The following is a 13,770-nucleotide window of genomic DNA, read 5'->3' on the forward strand; positions in this document are numbered from 1 at the left end:
GGGATTATTGCTCTGTGTTAACTCTGTTGCACTTACTTTCTGCTATCGCTTTGTTGGTATGGGGAACGCATATTGTGCGGACCGGCATTATGCGGGTGTATGGTTCCCGTTTGCGCCGGGTAATCAGCGATAGCGTTGATAAAAAACCGCTGGCCTTTATGGCGGGCATGGGCGTCACGGCATTGGTTCAAAGCAGTAATGCCACTGCATTATTGACCACGTCTTTTGTGTCACAAGGGTTGATCGCACTGGCCCCGGCACTGGTGATTATCTTGGGTGCCGATGTTGGGACCGCGCTGATGGTGCGGGTCCTGACGTTTGATTTGTCCTGGCTTTCTCCGCTGTTGATTTTTCTGGGGGTTATTTTTTTCCTGAGCCGTAAACAAACCCATGCGGGTCAGCTTGGGCGAGTTGCTATCGGATTAGGTTTGATTCTGCTGGCGCTTGAGCTCATTGTGCAAGCCGCTACCCCGATTACCCAGACCGCAGGTGTGAAGGTGTTGTTCTCCTCGTTGACCGGGGATGTGATGCTGGATGCATTGGTCGGTGCTGTGTTTGCCGTAATCAGCTACTCCAGTCTGGCTGCGGTGTTGTTAACCGCCACACTTACCGCCAGCCATGTTATTTCGCTGGAAGTCGCGTTGTGTCTGGTGATAGGCGCGAACCTGGGAAGTGGTGTGCTAACGCTGATGAATGCCAGTACACAAAGCCCGGCGGCGCGCCAGGTTGCGTTGGGCAGTATGTTATTTAAGCTGATTGGTTGTCTGCCCGCATTGCCTGCCATCGGTTATCTGGCTGATGGTCTGGCCCGTATTCCACTTGCGAGTGAAGAGCTGGTTATCTATTTTCACCTGTTCTATAACCTGATCCGCTGTGTGTTGTTACTGCCTTTTGCCGGACGAATGGCGCAACTGTGCAGCAATCTGATTACCACTGAACAGGAAATTGATCCCCGTCTTCATCCCCGACATCTGGATATCAGCGCGTTGGACACACCCGTACTGGCGCTGACAAACGCTGCCCGCGAAACGTTGCGGATTGGCGATGTGCTCGAGCAGATGCTCAATATGTATCATGACGTGTTGCAGGGGAACCGTCAGCAGGTACGTGAAATCCGCAAATTGGACGACGACGTGGATGTGCTGTACAACGCCATTAAGCTCTATCTGGCCCAGATTGAGAAAACCGGGTTACATGAGCGGGATTCTCAACGCTGGGCAGAAGTCATTGAAATGGCACTAAATCTGGAGCAGGCTGGCGATATTATCGAACGCATTGTCGGTGATGTCGTCCAAGGGGCAATGGGACGCCAGCGTGCGTTTTCCGCACAAGGGTTGACCGAGTTGAATCATTTGCATGAGCAGTTGGTGACCAACTTGCGTCTTGGACTGTCGGTATTTTTGTCTGGGGATGTGGCTAGCGCCAGACGGTTACGCCGTGCCAAACACCGTTTTCGTATTCTCAACCGCCGTTATGCCCATGCGCATGTGGATCGACTGCACCAGCAAAATGTACAAAGTCTGGAAACCAGTTCATTGCATCTTGGGTTGTTGGGGGATATGAACCGTCTGAACTCGTTGTTTTGTGCGGTCGCTTATAATGTGCTGACGCTGTCACAGGAAGACGATGAAGAGCGTGAAGTGTAAGCCGCGGGGGATGATCCCCCGCGCTTTCCGTTATATGAGATTGGGTTACTCTGCTTTGGGTGCCCAGTGAGTGGGCAAATTAACGGGCAGCTTCATAGACGCGTTGACTGTCTGACAGCGTAATATCATGGTGTTCGCCCAATGCGGTCATGTTGTGTTCTTTCAGTTTTGCGACCAGTGCCGGAATGGAACTGCCGTCGAGCTGATAGGCAGAGAGATGGGTAGGAACCCCCATTTTCTCGAAGAAATCACGGGTGGCGGCGATAGCGCTGTCGATGCGTTGCTCTTCGCTACCGTCGCGCAGATTCCAGACACGTTCGGCATATTGCAGCAGTTTTTGTCGTTTTTGCGCTTTACGCTCGTTCAACATGGCTGGCAGAACGATAGCCAGCGTTTGGGCGTGATCCAATCCATGCATAGCTGTGATTTCATGACCCAGCATATGTGTTGACCAGTCTTGCGGTACGCCCGCGCCGATCAAACCATTCAGTGCCATGGTAGCGCTCCACATCACGTTGGCGCGAATCGCATAGTTTTTGGGATCTTTCAGTGCGCGCGGGCCTTCTTCGATCAGTGTCAACAGCAGCCCTTCAGCAAAGCGATCCTGCACTTTGGCATCAACCGGATAGGTCAGATATTGCTCAACAGTATGCACAAAAGCATCTACCACACCGTTGGCTATTTGCCGTTCTGGCAGCGTATATGTCGTCACTGGATCGAGGATGGCAAATCGCGGGCAAACCAGCGGATTCATGAAAGCCTGTTTGTCGCCGCTGGATTTTCGGGTGATAACTCCGCCACTATTGGATTCGGAGCCGGTCGCCGGTAAGGTCAGCACGACACCGAGTGGAATGGCGCTTTTAATATGAGCGCCACGGGTTTGCAGAATGTGCCACGGATCTTCTGCCGCGGTATAGTTGGCTGCCGCCGCAATAAACTTGGTGCCATCCGCAACGGAGCCACCGCCAACCGCTAACAGGAAACCGATTTTTTCCTTTTTCACCAGTTCAACGGCTTTCATCAACGTTTCATAGGTTGGATTAGGTTCAATGCCGGAAAATTCCAGCACGTTACGACCATGTAACGCAGTATGTACCTGATCCAACACGCCGTTATGTTTAATACTGCCGCCGCCATAGGTAATCAGGATTCGGGCATCAGCGGGAATTTCATTAGCCAGTCCGGCGATTTGGCCTTCACCGAACAGAATTTTTGTTGGGGTATGAAGCGTAAAATTTTGCATAGGTTATTTATCCAGTTTAAAGCCTTGTTGCAGAATGGCAGGCAGCACATTGATCTTATTTATACATACCTGCTGGTGATGGATATCCGACAATAGCGTTTGGGTATCAATGGTGATGTTGTCAGGTGTCCTATTCTCGGTAACCTGTCATTTTCATACAATGCTCATTCCTGTTCTCTTTTTGCCTATTTCTACAAAAAAAGAGAGAAAATGATGATTCCATGACGGTGATATGTCATTTTACTCCCTTCTGCGGGAAGAGATGAGCATATGAGAAACGATAGTACATATAATCGACTGGTCAAACAGGCCATGCAGTTTGTGGGTAAGGGTGGCGCTTGGGTTACGCCATCTCCGGTTCCGCAGGTAAATATTATCTATTCTGATAGCCATCACGGACGTACGCCTGTGATGTATGACCCTAGCATTGTGGTTATTTTTCAGGGACACAAAGTGGGATATCTGGGGAGTAAAGTTTTTCGTTACGATCCGGAAAACTACCTGTTGATGACGGTTCCGTTGCCTTTTGAGTGTGAAACGTTCGCCAGTTTGGAGCAACCGCTGGTGGGGGTGTCTGTCCGGGTGGATATCCAGATTCTGCAGGATTTACTGATCGACATTGGTGATGATGCTTGTGCGGATAAAACCCGGGCTGAGACTTCGGGCGTCAACAGTGTTCGGTTGACGGATGCCATGCTGTGTGCAACAGAACGGTTACTGGATGTGATGACAAATCCACGGGATGCCAGAGTGTTGGGACCCGGTATTGTCAGGGAAATTATTTATCACGCCCTGTGCGGTGCTTGTGGTGATGTATTACAGGCGCTGGTTAATCGTCACACGCATTTCAGCCAGATTGCTAAAGCGCTGCGGCGGATAGAAAATCACTACGCTGATAACCTGAAGGTAGAACAATTGGCCATGGAAGTTAACATGAGTGTGTCGGCATTTCACCATAACTTCAAAGCAGTAACCAACACGTCGCCGTTGCAATATCTGAAATCGTACCGGCTGCATAAGGCGCGCCTTATGATGTTGCATGATGGGCTGAAAGCGGGAACGGCCGCCATTCGTGTGGGGTATGAAAGTCCCTCGCAATTCAGCCGTGAATTTAAACGTTACTTTGGAACCACGCCCGGCAATGAAGTATCACGTCTGCGGGCTGGCAACTGGGTGGGAGAAGGTAGCTAGGGAACCACTCGCTATTGTAGATCAGGCAACCGTGCGTTTTTTTCGCCACAGTACGATCAACATCCCCACCAGACCGCTCATCAGCAAAATTAGCGGCATGATGAACAACGCTGACATAACCAGCGCTTCATGGCGTTGTACCAGGGGAATATGGCTCATGGAATAGCCCAGAGAGACGATACCAAATACCCAGAGAAAACCACTGAGCCAGTTGAAGAACTGAAAACGCATCGTGTCTAATCCGGAAAGGCCAGCGATGGTGGGCAGTAATGTGCGGATAAAGGCCAGAAAACGGCCGATCAGCAATGCCATCAAACCATGACGGTCAAAAAGATGGTAGGCACGCTGGTGGTAATGCGCGGGTAACTGCCGTAGCCATTTTTGCATCAGCCGTGTATGACCCAACCAGCGGCCTTGCAGATAACTGAACCAGCAACCCAGGCTCGCGGCTATCGTCAGCAGGATCATTGTCGGGATAAAGTGCATTACACCTTTTGCAATCATGGCACCAGTGAGCAATAACAGACTGTCGCCTGGCAGGAAAGCGGCGGGAAGCAAACCATTTTCCAAAAACAGTGTAGTAAAAAGAATACTGTAAATCACCCAGATAACGTGAGGATTGGCCAACGCGTCGAAATCCTGCTGCCACAGAGCCTGAATAATCTCATGAACTACATTCATATTGCTTCCTGTCTGGTTTGCTGTAACCCCTTAAACAGCGACTGAGCGCTTCTGATTACTGGTGAATCGATACCAGGCCAGAATAGGGGAAAAAGATAAGTTTATAATCATCATTATTGCTTCCATGATACACGCATTACCCCCCGTGCCGCAGCTGAATCAAGGCTGAAGGGATAGAGGCGTCACATTTCCTTAATTCTTATGAAACCTGCGGTCAGATCGTCTATCAGATCGTCACAATCCTCCAATCCAATATGTAAGCGGATGAGTGTACCGCTGAAGTCCACTCCACCGGCTGGCCGAATAGCGGCTAGTTCTTCCGGCTGATTAGCCAGAATCAGTGATTCAAACCCGCCCCAGGAATAAGCCATGCTGAAATGGCTGAAATGGTCAAGGTAGTTCGATAGTTGATCCTGGTTGAGTTTTGATTTTAAAACGAATGAAAACAGTCCATTACAGCCACTGAAATCACGCACGAAGTTATCGTGACCTTTACAGCCGGGCAGGGCCGGATGATTGACCTGCGCGACTTCTGGACGTTCAGCGAGCCAGTGGGCGATACGAAGGCTGCTTTCCTGATGCTGTTTCAAGCGCAGGGCCAGTGTCCGCAACCCACGGCTGGCCATATAAGCGGTATCGGCGTCTGCCATTTGTCCCAGCAGGTAAGACTGTTCGCGCAGTTGATCCCAGCAGCGGGCATTGGCTACTGCCGTGCCGAGCATCGCGTCAGAATGGCCCACAATGTATTTCGTGCCGGACTGAATGGAAATATCAATACCAAAATCCAGTGCTTTAAACAGTATGCCCGCCGCCCAGGTGTTATCAATCATGATGATAATTTCCGGGTTTATGCGACGAACCGCCGCGACAATGGCGGGAACATCCTGTACTTCCATCGTGATGGACCCAGGCGATTCCAGAAACACTACTTTGGTGTTGGGTTGAATCAATGATGCGATGTCATCACCGATCATGGGATCAAAAAAGGTAGTGCTGATGTTCATTCTGTTCAGCACCTTATTACAAAAATCTTGCGTTGGTTCATAGGCTGATCCGGTAACCAGCAGATGATCCCCGGCAGAAACAAAAGCCAGTATGGCGTTGGCAATCGCCGCAGCGCCACAGGGATAGAGCGCACAACCGGCGCCGCCTTCCAGCTCTGTCATGGCGTCCTGTAAAGCAAAGTGAGTCAGCGTGCCGCGACGACCATAAAACAGTGCGCCTTTGGTGCGGTTGATGGCGGCGTGTTTTTTCTCCTCGACCGTATCAAAGACTAAAGAAGACGCCCGCTGAATGACGGGGTTGACGGAACCATGCGTAAATTTTTTGCTTCGTCCGGCGGCTATCAACGCCGTAGCGGTTTTTTTGCTTTTCATACCTGTTTTCGCCTGTTGCTGAGTAATCTTTGCCGTCCCTGAATTCAGGAGAACCGTGGCATATCATTATTGACAAGTCCTTACGTTATCACGGCTGGCACAGCCTGTGGGGACGCTTTTCCGTTCACTCGTAAAAACGGACACTCTTGCTGTCAGTGTGGTTTGTTGTAGGGACTTCATGCTGTCTGTCCCGCGCGATAAAAACAAAAAAGCCCGTTTTTATCGAAAACGGGCAAGTTAATGCATGCAGTGAGAAGAGGGTTAACCGGTATGGACACCAAACAGGCGAGGCAACCAGAGTGAAATCTCTGGGATATAGGTTACCAACAGCAGTACCGTGAACAGGCCGATATAGAAAGGCATCATGGCTTTGACGACGTTTTCGATCTTCTGTTTGCTGACGGCGCTGGCAACGAATAACACGGATCCTACTGGTGGCGTAATCAGTCCAATGCCGAGGTTTATCATCATGATCATCCCGAAGTGTACCGGATCGATACCGAGTGAAACGGCAACCGGCAGTAACACTGGCGTGAGTATCAGGATCAACGGCGCCATGTCCATCAGTGTCCCCAATACCAACAACATCAGGTTGATACACATCAGGATGACATATTTATTATCGGAAATGGATGTGAAGAAGTGGGTGATGCGGCTTGGTAACTGCATATAGGTCATAACCGCGCCAAAAGAAGCCGCAAAACCAATCAGAATCATGACGATAGTGACTGTTTTAACGGTTCGATACATCAGTTTGGGCAATTCGAACCATTTATAGTCTTTATAGATAAACATGGTGACGAAGAATGACCATAGACAGGCAATGGCAGCGGACTCGGTGGCGGTAAAAATACCGGAGAGGATACCGCCCATGATGATCACGACGGTCATCAACCCCCATAATGTATCGAGGAAGATTTTCACCGCTTTACGGAACGGAACTACTTCGCCTTTGGGATAGCCACGTTTGTGGGCGAAGCCGATACAGATCAGCATCATGGTTAAACCGAGCAGGATGCCTGGTAATATCCCGGCGATAAACAGCGAGGCAATGGATACCGTACCGCCTGCGGCAAGCGAATAAATAACCGAGTTATGACTGGGGGGAATCAAAATAGCCTGTACCGAACCGCCCGCCGTCACGGCAGCGGCAAAGTCACGGGGATAACCTTTTCTTTCCATTTCCGGGATCATTACCGAACCGATAGAGGCCGTATCGGCGACAGAAGAACCTGAAATGGCACCAAAGAACGTTGAGGCGACAATATTGACCAGAGACAGGCCACCGCGGATAAAACCGACAAATATATAGGCAAAGTTCACCAACCGACGGGCGATACCGCCTTCCGCCATGATGGCGCCTGCCAGAATAAAAAATGGAATTGCCAGCAGGGAAAACTTATTCACACCACTGGCGATTTGAATCATGATCGCTTCCAGCGGCAAGTCGATCCAATACGCGCCAACCAGTGCGCTCAAGCCAACGGCATAGGCCACTGGTACCCCAACTGCCAGCAATACCGCCAGCGTCGCAAGCAAGATAAATGCATCCATGGTGACAGGCTCCGTTAGGCGTTGCCAAGCATGACCACAGGACGCTTATCCTGTGAGCCAAATAAAATACGTTCAATGACGAACAGCATCGTTATAAATGAACCAATGGGCAGCGGTAGATAGGTTTGTCCGGCAGAGATGATGGGGAACTCGGCAATCTGTTGATCCCATAATTCCAGGCAGAGTAGTGAACCGTAATAGATAATGAACAGGCAAATTAGCAGCATCAGTATATCTGACAGGAATTTACAGGCTTTTTTGGCGACATCCGGTAACCGATCAACCAGCATGGAGACAGCAATATGCGAGCAGGCACGATAACTCACTGCTGCACCAACAAAGGTGAACGTTACCATGCAAAGAATAGAAATGGGTTCTGGCCAGGAAATACCGTCATTCATGATATAACGGAAAAAGATACCTACTGGAATAATTAACGTCATAATGAATAATGCTAACCCAGATACCCACATAGCAATCAGGTACAGTACATCCATGGCTGAAATATATATACGGGCCATATTATATTCTCACCTACAGACAGCAAATAATGGGTGGGTAAATTAAAATAACTTACCCACTCGATAGATTATTTCACGTCGGCAACGGCTTTTATCAAACCTTGATATTTGGCACCGAATTGATCGCGTACCGGTTGTGTCGCTTTATAGAATGCGGCAGTATCAATATCGTGGAACTTCACACCACCAGCTTTCATCTTTTCCAGTGATTTTGTATTATAATCTGCCCACAATACCCGTTGTTCTTGCTGTGCTTCTCTGGCCAGTTTCAGAATAAGTTGCTGATCTTCTTTAGACAATTTATCCCATTTTATTTTTGAGTAGAGGAATACTTCTGGAATAATGAAATGACGACTCCAGGTATAATTCTTGGTGACCGGCATATAATTATGGGCAACAAATGTCGGCGGGTTGTTTTCTGTGCCGTCGATAACACCGGTTTGCAGATCACTGAACACTTCGCTGACACCCATCGCAATCGAGTTGGCTCCCATATCCTTCAGGGTCGCCAGTGATACAGGACTGGCCTGGACGCGGATTTTCATCCCTTTCAGATCTTCCGGTTTGGTTACCGGGTCTTTGGTTATCAGGTTACGAGTACCCGCATCCATCCAGCCCAGAAAGACCAGTTTTGATTTAGGACTATTGGTAATTTTATCTCCTACTTCCTGACCTATTTTTCCGTCTAATACCTTATGCATATGATCTTCATCGCGGAAAATATAGGGCAAGGTAAATACTTCAACGTCCGGTAGAATAGCCGCTACTGGCGTCATGGAAACGCGGATAATATCAATGGCACCCAATTGTGCTTGTTCTATCATCTGCCTTTCATCACCCAACACACCACTTGGAAAGGTTTTTATTTCTAATCTTCCGTTAGTTGCTGCTTTAAGTTTTTCTCCCATGTGTTGTACCGCAACCACATTTGGATAACCTTCAGGATGAACATCAGCAGCTTTAATTTGTTGCGCAATAACCGAATGACTCATTAACACCACGGTAGAACTTAAACACAAACTGATTAACGTCTTGGATAACTTCATCAGATTACCTCCAGAGGTGATGGGTAATAGGTATTACTGTAAATAGAATGAGTACGTTTTTATTTTTTATGTCATACAAAGGTCATAAAATACTGACATGAAAAATGAGGCATGCGATGAGATTTGCCAGGTAAGGCTTAATTTATTGCGCTGCATCCTCATTTGTAGATAAGCAAGCTAACCTATTATACAACTTTGAAGAATGACAGGTATCACAAAAGCAAAACATGATAAGAAATGCTGTTTAAAGTGGTGTTAATCTTGATGCTCTATGATGATTTATTAATAATTAATTGATTATTAATGATTTTATTTGTGTGCCATTAATTGTTGCTAATGGATAACTTGTCGAATTTTTATCATAAATGGTGTAATAACTTAATAACGATCACAGAATAAAAATCGTTAGATATACGACGTTGCAGAATACACAAAATCCGCTAACGCATGCTTTCATCAAGCGCTACAGTAAGCCAGCGACTCTGTTCAGGATGTTGAGCCAGGCGTTATGGTGATAGCGGGTTGTCAGAAAAATGCGTAGATAATAATGAGAACTACTATCAATTAATTCAGGCTTTGGTATTATTTTACGCTGATTTATTACATGACTGGCATTGGATGATAGGTGGAGGTACAGCGTGTATACGGCTGGCAACAACATGACTCAACCGTTCGCATCAGCCTGGAAAGGCACAGGTCACGCGTTGAGCGCATTTTCTCGTGGTGTAGTGGTTATCCTGCTGATGGCGGGATTGGGTGGCAGTGCGTTTGCCGCCACTCCTTCCATACCGGTAATCAACAAAGATGCCGTGGTGTCTGCGTTGGAACTGCCATCGGGAGCGGATGCTTCAGGCAATCTGATGCAGATGGATCTCTCGGTCTGGGGTATGTATCAGCACGCCGACCTCGTGGTAAAAGTGGTAATGATTGGTCTGATGCTGGCATCGGTCATTACCTGGGCAATCTTTTTTGGTAAAAGTATCGAGCTGATGAAAGCCAAACGTCGTATTCACGATGAACATCTGGCGTTGAAAGAGGCTAGAACAGTGGATGATGCTGCGGATACCGCCCGTACTTTCGCACCGGACAGTGTCGCTCTGCGATTGCTGTCGGATGCGCAAAACGAATTGGTCTTGTCAGACCTATCTGATGATAACCACGGGATCAAAGAGCGTACGGCATTCCGTCTGGAGCGTTGTGTGGCTGCAACAGGTCGGTATATGGGGCGCGGTACCGGATATCTGGCTACGGTTGGGGCGATTGCGCCATTCATCGGCTTATTTGGTACGGTATGGGGGATCATGAACAGCTTTATTGGCATCGCGCATACCCAGACCACCAATCTGGCAGTTGTGGCACCTGGCATTGCAGAAGCACTGCTGGCAACGGCGCTTGGTCTGGTTGCGGCGATCCCGGCAGTGGTGATCTACAACATATTTGCTCGCTGGATAGCCAGTTATAAGGCGATTGTCGGAGATGTGGCGGCACAAATTCTGCTGTTACAGAGCCGTGACCTGGATATTGCCGATAGCATCGAGAGTAAGATGACGTCATCAGCGCAGAAACGGCGGGCGGGTTAAGCGATGGCCATGCATTTGAACGACGATCAGAATGAAAATGGTGAAATGCATGATATCAACGTGACGCCATTTATTGATGTCATGCTGGTGCTGCTGATCATTTTCATGGTAGCGGCACCGCTGGCTACCGTGGATATTCGTGTCAATTTACCGGCGTCTTCGGCAGCACCACAACCCAGGCCGGCAAAACCAGTTTATTTGACCGTAAAAGCAGATAATCAGCTTTATCTGGGGGATGACCCGGTACCTGAGCAGGCGCTTGCGCAGGTGCTTGATGTTAAAACCCGAGCTGACAAAGACACCACGATTTTTTTCCGGGCGGATAAAAGTGTGGATTATGAAACCATAATGCGAGTTATGAACTCACTGCGCAGCGCGGGTTATCTCAAGATTGGTCTGGTTGGCGTGGAAAAAGCCACCCACTAATGAGGCGTGTTGTCTGAAAGATTTTTGCGCTTGTTATTTAGGCGCTTATCCACGTGAATCAGGATGGCGCCAATGGATATGGGTCGGCACATAAATCCGGCTCTGCTCCAGCGGGCGTTCATCAATCAGTGTGGTAATCATGTCAAAACTGTTGCGGGCCAGCGTTTCACAATCCTGCGCCACGGTATCAATCTTCAACGGCAGGCAATCAAACAGATAGTGGTCGTCAAAGCTGCATAACCGCAGGTCGCTATCCATCAGATTATGTTGGTTCAGATAACGCAAAACCCCTTCCAGTAGACCGCAGGCAGCCGTAAATAGCGCTTTGGGTGGGCGACCCAGACTAGCGCATAGTTGGGCGAACATTTCATAGCCGGAACTGGGATGATAGCTACCGTGAATAATCCACTCAGGCTGGCACGCTATACCGGCGCGTTCCAGACCCAGCTTAAAACCCGCCAGACGATCGTGTGTCGGGGATATCCGTGACGGACCACCGATGAAATAGAATTCATCCTGATGCTGTCTGGCCACTTTCTCCACCAGTTCCGCCGTTGATTCGACAGATTCGGTAACCACCAGGGGCAGATCAGAATCACCAATGACACGGTCAAACTGCACCACCGGCAATTGTTGGTTAATTTTGCGATATTCCACGTCGCTGAACATACTGGATGCGACAATCAAACCATCCACCTGACGTTGGAGCAGGTTGTTGACCGCCATCATTTCCTGACCAGCGTTCTCGTCGGTACAGGCAATCAGCAGTTGTAGCCCAGCTTCACGACATAACATTTCCAGCTCGCGTGAAATGACCGCAAAACCATAGTTGGTCATTTCTGGCACGACCAATCCCAGTGTGTTGCTGCGGTTTGAACGTAGCGAACGAGCATGAATACTTGGTTGATAACGTTGTTGGTGCGCCAGGGCAATAATGCGATCGCGGGTTTCATCCGACACGCGAAATTCTTTACTGCGGCCATTAAGTACCAGACTGGCTGTCGATTTTGAGACGCCCGCCAGTTTGGCAATATCACTGATTGTTACGCGCTTAGTTTGTTTCACCGCAATATCTGTGTTGGAAAAGAAGAAGGCATCATTCTATCACGCATGGCGCTAACAACCAGTGCTGGAGCGTCAACCTACCGGGACCGCTAAATGTAACGGTGGCGTCGCGGGTGGGAAAATAGCGAGCGGACATCACGGCTTCACCGTGGTTGATAAAGATCTCTATGCTGGAGCGATCACAGAGGATCTGTAAATGACTCAGGTTGCCGTGCCAATAACGGTGCTCTGGTTCGCCGCTGCGCAGATTACGGCGGTTGAGGGTCAGTCGTTCTCCGTCCCAACACAGCACCATCAAGTCAGTAAAGTTGAGCTGAAACTCTCCCTGCGAGTCTAGCACCAGCTCGGCACTACTGGCGGGTAGTACCGGTGCGTAATTTGCTACACCTTGCCAGATGTGTTGCTGGTTACGCAGAATTTGCAACTCCCGGGCGGGATGCTGAAACAGCCGCCCTTCATGCAATGTCAGTTCCCGTGGGCAGGTCATGGTATGGATCCAGCCGTGGGAAAGTGTGGGCTGATGGAACTCATTCTGATCGGGGATACCCATCCAACCAAACAGCAGACGACGCCCATCGTGACTGAGCGTGGTCTGGGGCGCGTAAAACTCAAAGCCGTTATCTAGCTCGTGGAACTCTTGATGCGGGAAATCACCGGTTTCATAATCCAGTTTGCCGATGAAATATCCCGACTGAAAGGTATTCAGGTAGCGTTCTTCTTCCGCGACAAGCCCTTGTGGACAGCAAACCAGTACATCGTGTTGATCGATAGCGAAAAGGTCCGGGCATTCCCACATATAACCAAAGTTATCCAGGCCGCCCAGACCGGAACCGGCAATTTCACCCAGAGAGTGCCAGGTATGCAGATCGTCAGAGCGATAAAGCAGCACTTTTCCCTGTAAGTCTTTACTTTGCGCCCCAAGCACCATGTACCAACCGTTATTGTGGCGCCAGACTTTTGGGTCACGGACATGCCCGGTATAGCCTTCCGGCAGTGTTAACACCGGGCCAAGTTTATCAAACTCGCCATCGGTATTTTCCCGCGCCAGACACTGGTAGGCAGTACGTGATCCATCCTCGTATTTGACATTACCGGTGTAGATCAGCACCAGAGCATCGTTCTCCACCACGGCGGAACCGGAGTAACAACCGTGGCTTTCATAGCTTTCCCCTGGCACCAACGCCACGGGTTCGTGACGCCAATGAACCAGGTCAGTAGAACTCCAGTGTCCCCAGCACTTGGCACCATGAGCACAGGCGAAAGGATTCCACTGATAAAATAGATGATAACGCCCTTTGTGCTGTACAAATCCATTTGGATCATTGAGCAATCCGACGCTTGGTGACAAGTGCCAGTGTGGACGGTATGGGTCGTATGTCTGGCGGGATTGGCCTGACATCAGAGCGTGAACCATCTGTTTTAATAAGTGGATTTCCTTCAT

General features: G+C 49.2%; 12 protein-coding genes. 4 read left to right on the plus strand and 8 right to left on the minus strand.

Translation table 11 applies throughout. The features are described 5' to 3' along the window. The first annotated feature begins 14 nt into the window (after positions 1–14). Positions 15–1,646 (plus strand): Na/Pi cotransporter family protein, encoded by a 1,632-nt coding sequence (locus RS889_RS02230; protein ID WP_315709154.1) that lies wholly within the window; start codon positions 15–17, stop codon positions 1,644–1,646. Positions 1,647–1,725: 79 nt separating this feature from the next. Here RS889_RS02230 and yqhD read toward each other — a convergent pair whose 3' ends face one another. After that, a complete protein-coding gene (yqhD, locus tag RS889_RS02235; protein WP_315709155.1) occupies positions 1,726–2,889 on the minus strand; it encodes an alcohol dehydrogenase in 1,164 nt (387 codons plus the stop codon). Positions 2,890–3,201: 312 nt separating this feature from the next. Here yqhD and RS889_RS02240 point away from each other — a divergent pair, with 312 nt between their 5' ends. Further along, on the plus strand, positions 3,202–4,080 hold the full coding sequence (locus RS889_RS02240; protein ID WP_425475130.1) for an AraC family transcriptional regulator: 879 nt from the start codon (positions 3,202–3,204) through the stop codon (positions 4,078–4,080). Between the two features lie 21 nt (positions 4,081–4,101). On the opposite strand, the gene RS889_RS02245 is transcribed toward RS889_RS02240, so the two are convergent. The 5 genes from RS889_RS02245 to RS889_RS02265 all read right to left on the minus strand — a co-directional run bounded on the left by RS889_RS02245 (position 4,102) and on the right by RS889_RS02265 (position 9,258). Further along, positions 4,102–4,761 carry a DedA family protein gene (locus tag RS889_RS02245; protein ID WP_021013306.1) on the minus strand — a complete coding sequence of 220 codons (660 nt, stop codon included), beginning with the start codon at positions 4,759–4,761 and terminating at the stop codon, positions 4,102–4,104. A gap of 182 nt (positions 4,762–4,943) precedes the next feature. Then, a complete protein-coding gene (metC, locus tag RS889_RS02250; RefSeq protein WP_315709157.1) occupies positions 4,944–6,137 on the minus strand; it encodes a cystathionine beta-lyase in 1,194 nt (397 codons plus the stop codon). Between the two features lie 261 nt (positions 6,138–6,398). Further along, positions 6,399–7,691, minus strand: coding sequence for a TRAP transporter large permease (locus RS889_RS02255; RefSeq protein WP_021013304.1), 1,293 nt, complete (start codon positions 7,689–7,691; stop codon positions 6,399–6,401). Positions 7,692–7,705: 14 nt separating this feature from the next. Beyond that, positions 7,706–8,212, minus strand: coding sequence for a TRAP transporter small permease (locus RS889_RS02260; RefSeq protein WP_315709158.1), 507 nt, complete (start codon positions 8,210–8,212; stop codon positions 7,706–7,708). Positions 8,213–8,280: 68 nt separating this feature from the next. Further along, on the minus strand, positions 8,281–9,258 hold the full coding sequence (locus tag RS889_RS02265; RefSeq protein ID WP_315709159.1) for a TRAP transporter substrate-binding protein: 978 nt from the start codon (positions 9,256–9,258) through the stop codon (positions 8,281–8,283). Between the two features lie 638 nt (positions 9,259–9,896). On the opposite strand from RS889_RS02265, the gene exbB reads away from it, so the two are divergent. Continuing rightward, the gene (gene exbB / locus RS889_RS02270; RefSeq protein ID WP_425475106.1) at positions 9,897–10,838 is read left to right on the plus strand and encodes a tol-pal system-associated acyl-CoA thioesterase; all 942 of its coding nucleotides are present in this window, start codon (positions 9,897–9,899) and stop codon (positions 10,836–10,838) included. Between the two features lie 3 nt (positions 10,839–10,841). Then, entirely contained in the window at positions 10,842–11,264 is a 423-nt protein-coding gene (gene exbD, locus RS889_RS02275; RefSeq protein ID WP_021013300.1) for a TonB system transport protein ExbD, read from the plus strand. Positions 11,265–11,309: 45 nt separating this feature from the next. Here exbD and RS889_RS02280 read toward each other — a convergent pair whose 3' ends face one another. Both RS889_RS02280 and RS889_RS02285 read right to left on the minus strand, forming a co-directional pair. After that, positions 11,310–12,329, minus strand: a complete 1,020-nt coding sequence (locus RS889_RS02280) for a substrate-binding domain-containing protein (RefSeq protein WP_315709161.1) — start codon at positions 12,327–12,329, stop codon at positions 11,310–11,312. A gap of 31 nt (positions 12,330–12,360) precedes the next feature. Next, entirely contained in the window at positions 12,361–13,770 is a 1,410-nt protein-coding gene (locus RS889_RS02285; RefSeq protein WP_315709162.1) for a sucrose-6-phosphate hydrolase, read from the minus strand.

The sequence above is a fragment of the Brenneria uluponensis genome, assembly GCF_032395385.1.
GTDB lineage: Bacteria > Pseudomonadota > Gammaproteobacteria > Enterobacterales > Enterobacteriaceae > Prodigiosinella > Prodigiosinella aquatilis.

Coding starts and splice junctions, on each gene's coding strand:
- yqhD (WP_315709155.1), bottom strand. CDS start 2,889: ATGCAAAATTTTACGCTTCATACCCCAACAAAAATTCTGTTCGGTGAA.
- RS889_RS02240 (WP_425475130.1), top strand. CDS start 3,202: ATGCAGTTTGTGGGTAAGGGTGGCGCTTGGGTTACGCCATCTCCGGTT.
- RS889_RS02245 (WP_021013306.1), bottom strand. CDS start 4,761: ATGAATGTAGTTCATGAGATTATTCAGGCTCTGTGGCAGCAGGATTTC.
- metC (WP_315709157.1), bottom strand. CDS start 6,137: ATGAAAAGCAAAAAAACCGCTACGGCGTTGATAGCCGCCGGACGAAGC.
- RS889_RS02255 (WP_021013304.1), bottom strand. CDS start 7,691: ATGGATGCATTTATCTTGCTTGCGACGCTGGCGGTATTGCTGGCAGTT.
- RS889_RS02260 (WP_315709158.1), bottom strand. CDS start 8,212: ATGGCCCGTATATATATTTCAGCCATGGATGTACTGTACCTGATTGCT.
- RS889_RS02265 (WP_315709159.1), bottom strand. CDS start 9,258: ATGAAGTTATCCAAGACGTTAATCAGTTTGTGTTTAAGTTCTACCGTG.
- exbD (WP_021013300.1), top strand. CDS start 10,842: ATGGCCATGCATTTGAACGACGATCAGAATGAAAATGGTGAAATGCAT.
- RS889_RS02285 (WP_315709162.1), bottom strand. CDS start 13,770: ATGAAGGAAATCCACTTATTAAAACAGATGGTTCACGCTCTGATGTCA.